At 33.7% G+C, this 5,031-nt stretch carries 7 protein-coding genes; all 7 read left to right on the plus strand.

The window, feature by feature from the left end; all coding sequences use genetic code 11:
* The first annotated feature begins 246 nt into the window (after positions 1 to 246).
* Positions 247 to 1,002, plus strand: coding sequence for a PTS mannose/fructose/sorbose/N-acetylgalactosamine transporter subunit IIC (locus VK998_RS12020; RefSeq protein ID WP_325228669.1), 756 nt, complete (start codon positions 247 to 249; stop codon positions 1,000 to 1,002).
* Positions 995 to 1,828 (plus strand): PTS system mannose/fructose/sorbose family transporter subunit IID, encoded by an 834-nt coding sequence (locus VK998_RS12025; RefSeq protein ID WP_325228671.1) that lies wholly within the window; start codon positions 995 to 997, stop codon positions 1,826 to 1,828. The genes VK998_RS12020 and VK998_RS12025 overlap by 8 nt, the downstream gene beginning before the upstream one ends.
* Positions 1,829 to 1,911: 83 nt before the next feature.
* Complete coding sequence (locus tag VK998_RS12030) at positions 1,912 to 2,766, plus strand: class II fructose-bisphosphate aldolase (RefSeq protein ID WP_325228673.1); 855 nt, start codon at positions 1,912 to 1,914, stop codon at positions 2,764 to 2,766.
* A 13-nt stretch (positions 2,767 to 2,779) separates the two neighbouring features.
* Complete coding sequence (locus VK998_RS12035) at positions 2,780 to 3,820, plus strand: zinc-dependent alcohol dehydrogenase (protein ID WP_325228675.1); 1,041 nt, start codon at positions 2,780 to 2,782, stop codon at positions 3,818 to 3,820.
* A 17-nt stretch (positions 3,821 to 3,837) separates the two neighbouring features.
* Positions 3,838 to 4,236: a PTS sugar transporter subunit IIA gene (locus tag VK998_RS12040; protein WP_325228677.1), complete on the plus strand. Its 399-nt coding sequence runs from the start codon at positions 3,838 to 3,840 to the stop codon at positions 4,234 to 4,236.
* Between the two features lie 15 nt (positions 4,237 to 4,251).
* Positions 4,252 to 4,746: a PTS sugar transporter subunit IIB gene (locus tag VK998_RS12045; RefSeq protein ID WP_325228679.1), complete on the plus strand. Its 495-nt coding sequence runs from the start codon at positions 4,252 to 4,254 to the stop codon at positions 4,744 to 4,746.
* Positions 4,747 to 4,782: 36 nt separating this feature from the next.
* Positions 4,783 to 5,031: sigma factor-like helix-turn-helix DNA-binding protein (locus VK998_RS12050; protein ID WP_414713610.1), on the plus strand; the 249-nt coding region annotated here is incomplete at its 3' end.

Here is a 5,031-nt window from a genome sequence, read left to right on the forward strand (position 1 = left end):
CAATAAAATAAAGGTGATTAGAATTGGAAAATTTTAAATTTAAAAAATTTATAAAAAAGAAGGATTATGATGAAATTTGTCGAATAATTTCTATATGAACAAATGTCATGACAAATATCACGAAAATAATTTTTCAAAATAAATAAAAGTTATTAAAAGGAGGGTAGTTAAAATAAGTTTAACTCAAATTTTAAGGAGGATAGGTGAAAAGCAAACTAAATAATTTGAAGAGATGGAGGTATGCAAATGTTTATTAAAGCTTTATTAGTGGCTCTTTATGCATTTTGGATTGAAAGTCCATTAACTTTTAATACTCGATTTTTCGCTTTTGGGCGTCCACTAGTTTCTGGATTGATCATTGGTCTTATATTAGGTGATCCTATAAAAGGCACCATAATTGGTGCAACTATTAATGCAGTATACATTGGAGTAATAGTGGTTGGAGACCAAACTCCTGCTGATACTAGAACTGCTGGAGTTCTTGGACCTGCTTTAGGAATATTAGCCGATATGACACCTGAAATGGCACTTGCTGTTGTTGTCCCTATAGCTTTGATAGGGGTTTCTTTTAGAACATTAAGGCAATCGTTCTTTTCAGTTCTTTCACATAAGGCAGATAAGTATGCAGAAGAAGATAATCCAAAAGGTATTGCTATGGTTAATGTTATTCCACCGACTGTATTCGCTTTTATATATCCAGGGATTGCAACTTTCCTAGCTGTATATTATGGGCCAGAAGCAGTGGAAGCTGTTCTTGGATTTTTACCAGCTCAATTAATTGCAGGTTTGCAAGCAACAGGTAAACTTTTACCAGCTGTAGGATATTCAATGTTATTACATTATATGACAGCAACTAGTTTAGCAATGTTACCAATGTTTTTTATTGGGTTTATTTTAGCAGCATTTTTAGGTTTAGATATATTGGCAGTTGTAGGCTTAGGTATATGTGTAGCATTTATGATTTATAGACCTAAAACAACGGAGGTGGAAAACGTTGAGTAAGACTAAAGAAAATGTACAAGTAACTTTAAATGATAAAGAACTATTAGGAATGTGGGCAAGATGGGTATGTTTTTTAAATGGTTTTGTAAATTATGAAAGAATGCAAGGTGTTGGATTTTGTCATGCTATTTCACCTGCAATTAAGAAACTTTATGGTAAAAAAGAGGATAGGGTTTCAGCTTATCAAAGACATTTAACTTTCTTTAATACAAATGGTACTACAGGTTCTATAATATTAGGAATTACAGCTGCAATGGAAGAACAGAAAGCAAATGGAGCTGAAGTAGATGGTGAAACTATAAATGCAGTTAAAGTTTCTCTTATGGGACCTCTTGCAGGTTTAGGAGATTCTATTTTCCAAGCAACTATTTTCCCAATATTACTATCAATAGGTATTGGTTTAGGATTACAAGGAAATATAGTTGGACCTTTATTATATACAGTATTGGTGTTGGCTATTTCATATCCTTTAGATTATTGGTGGTTTAAAAAATCTTATAAAGAAGGACGTCCTTTGTTAACAAAGCTTATGGCAACAGGTTTGTTGAACAAGGTAACAGAGGGAGCAAGTATGGTTGGTTTATTGGCTGCAGGAACTTTAACTGCACGTTATATCAATTTTCAAATTAAATATGAAATTCCACTTGCAGTTGGAGAACCAATAAGTATACAAGCTGATATATTAGACAAAATTGCACCAAATATTTTACCTTTACTACTTGTTATAGGTTGTTGGACTGCATTACGTCGTAAAGTAAGTGTTGGAAAGTTGATTTTAGGAATATTCATTGTTGGTATATTAGTAGGTGCTTTTGGTATAATTTAGGAATTTTACATCTGGAGCAGTAAATAAATACTGCTTCAGAAGTTATTATAATTTTATGTTGAAATAGAAGAGGGAGGAATAAAATGACTTTAGCTAGTACAAAGACATTATTAGTGAATGCAAGAAAAGAAGGTTATGCTTTGCCAGCTTTTAATATAACAGACTTGCAAAGCATTCAAACAGTAGTAAGGGTATGTGAAGAAGAAAAAGCACCCTGTTTAATGGAATTAGGTGAAAAGACAATAGAAGCGTATGGAGAGGATTATGCAGGTTATATAGCTGCTATTGCTAAGATTGCTGCAAGAAATGCAACTGTTCCTGTTGCTCTTCATCTAGATCATGGATATAAATTTGAATCTTTTATGAAAGCTATTAGGGAAGGATTTTCTTCAGTTATGATTGATGCTTCTCAAAAACCTTTTGATGAAAATGTAAAAATAACTAGACAGATTGTAAAAATGGCTCATGCTTGTGGAATTTCAGTAGAAGCAGAATTAGGCCATGTAGGACAAGGGAGTCATGAAGAAGTAGATAATGAAAAATTCTACACTGATCCAGATGAAGCTGCTAGGTTTGTAGAATTAACTAATGTAGATTTCTTAGCAGTTGCAATAGGTACTGCTCATGGTTCTTATAATTATGAGCCTAAGCTTGATTTTGAAAGACTTGGAGAGATAAGCAAAAAGGTATCAATTCCATTAGTTCTACATGGTTCTTCTGGGACACCTGGGGTAGAAAAAACCCCAAAATTAGGAATAGCAAAGGTGAATATTTTTACAGATATACAAATACCAATTGTAGAAAAAACTAAGGAAATACTAGATAATAATCCTGTAGAAAAATTGAAAGCAGCTACTATATGGAAACCTGCTAATGAAGCAGCTATTCCTGTAATTAGAGATTATTTAAAAATGCTTGGTGCATCAGGTAGAGTTTAAGGAGGAAGACATAATGAAAACTTATAAAATTGCAACAATTCAAGGAGCAAAGGATATCAAATTAAATGATTGGGAAATGCCAGAATTATATCCTGATGAAGTTAAGGTTAAAATTTCAGCTTGTGCTATTTGTACTTCAGATCAAGGTATTTATAGAGGTGCTCGTGGTAATCAATATCCTTTTTATCCTGGTCATGAAGTAGTAGGCATTGTAGAGGAAATAGGTGAACTGGCTACAACTGAAGCAAAAGTAGGAGATAAAGTTGTTGTTTGTCGTATGAATAGATGTGGACAATGTCCTCCCTGTAGAAAAGGAGATGACAATCGTTGTATAAAGTGGAATTCCTTGCATAGACCAGGGAGACCATCAGGTCCAGGAGGATTTGCAGAATATTTAATTGTACCAGACTATCAAGTATTTAAGATGAGTCAAGATGCGGATATGGTAAGTTCTGCTCTTATTGAACCAGTTGCTTGTTGTATTGGAAGTGTTGATAAAGCAGATATACAAATGGGAGATACAGTGCTTGTAATTGGTGCTGGAATAATGGGATTGCTTCATGCAGAAATATTGCGTTTACGAGGTGCAAAAGTGGTAATCTCAGAAGTCGACGAGAAAAGACGTAAAATAGCTGAAGATTTTGCTGATTGGGTAATAGATCCAACAAAAGACATGGATTCTGTTATAAAAGAAATTACTGATGGATATGGCGTTGATAGCATATTTGTCACTGCAGGGCCGCCTAAACTTGTGCCAACTCTGTTTAAACATGCATCTGGAGGAGCTAGTATAGTAATTTATACATCTTATTATCATCCAGAAGGTTCAGAGGCACCAATAGATTTAAATAATTTACACTATAAGGAATACCGACTAGTTGGGACCATAAGTCCTACTAAATATGATTTTGCAAGGGCGGTTTCTATAGTAAATGCTAATCGTATAGATTTGAATAAGTTTATAAGAACAACGGTACCTTTTGAAGATATTTCTAAAGCTTTTAATATGGCTATAGAACCAGGAAGTTATAGAGTTATTGTGACTATGGAGTAATGGGAGGTTAAGATACAATGTTTGCTATAGTAGTTGTTGGACATGGAGAATTTTCAACTGGACTTAAAAATGCTGCAGAGATGATCTTGGGAGAACAGGAAAATTTGGAAGCTGTTCCATTACTGCCTACAGATAGTCCTGAAAGTTATTTAGAAAAATTAAAAGAAGCTACAAATCTTTATGATGAATTAGTAATTTTAGCTGATTTAAAAGGAGGTACTCCTGGGAATTTAGCTTCTTTTGTGGTTAAAGATAAGAAGTGCAGATGTATAACAGGTGCAAATTTACCTATGCTTTTAGAAATGGTTGGAAGTCGTTTCAGTGGTATAGGTATTGAAGAGGCAATTTCTGCAGCAATAAAAGCAGGAAATACTGGTATATATGAAATAAATAGTGATAATATATTAGGTAAATAGATAGGAGGGATTAGTATGAAGGATATAGTTTTTGTAAGAATTGATGATCGTTTAATTCATGGCCAAGTGGTTACTGGGTGGATGCGTCAATCACAAGCAAATCGCATAGTTATTGTTGACGATTTTGTAGCAAAAGATCCATTTATGTTAGATATACTAAAAATGGCTGCTCCACCTAATGTTTCTGTTAATGCTTATACTATTGAAAAGGCTATAGAACTTTTAAATGGAGAACCAACATCATCTAATGAAAAAGTATTGATACTTGTCAAGACCCCTGAAGTAATACTGGCTTTAGTAGAGGCAGGTATAAAGATAAACCATTTAAACGTAGGAGGAATGGGGTCAAAGCCTGGTAGAACAAAATTGTTTAGAAATATTCAAGCTTCTCCCGAAGAGATAGAGACTTTTAAAAAATTGGCTGATTTAGGAATTGATGTAGAGTTTAGAGTTGTTGTGGATAATAAAGGAGTTTCTTTAGATGAAGTTTTAGCTGGGAAAAAGAAGTAAATAGGTAATGTGTTTCAATAAAGGGGGTCTAGTAATATGTCAAAAATAGAAGGTGATATAGAGGTAATAGTTCAGGTAGCTGAACTTTACTATGAAATGGGACAAACCCAGCAAGAAATAGCTGATAAATTAAATTATTCTAGACCTATGATTTCAAAACTACTATCTAATGCTCATGATTTGGGAATTGTTGAAATTAGTGTTAAAAATCCAAATTCAGAAGCAAAGGAGTTAGCAATGGAAATGGAGGGAATATTTTCTACGGAAGATAGGCCTTTTAGAGCC

The sequence above is a fragment of the Schnuerera sp. genome (assembly GCF_035459645.1).
GTDB lineage: Bacteria > Bacillota > Clostridia > Tissierellales > Tepidimicrobiaceae > Schnuerera.

Coding starts and splice junctions, on each gene's coding strand:
- VK998_RS12020 (WP_325228669.1), top strand. CDS start 247: ATGTTTATTAAAGCTTTATTAGTGGCTCTTTATGCATTTTGGATTGAA.
- VK998_RS12030 (WP_325228673.1), top strand. CDS start 1,912: ATGACTTTAGCTAGTACAAAGACATTATTAGTGAATGCAAGAAAAGAA.
- VK998_RS12035 (WP_325228675.1), top strand. CDS start 2,780: ATGAAAACTTATAAAATTGCAACAATTCAAGGAGCAAAGGATATCAAA.
- VK998_RS12040 (WP_325228677.1), top strand. CDS start 3,838: ATGTTTGCTATAGTAGTTGTTGGACATGGAGAATTTTCAACTGGACTT.
- VK998_RS12045 (WP_325228679.1), top strand. CDS start 4,252: ATGAAGGATATAGTTTTTGTAAGAATTGATGATCGTTTAATTCATGGC.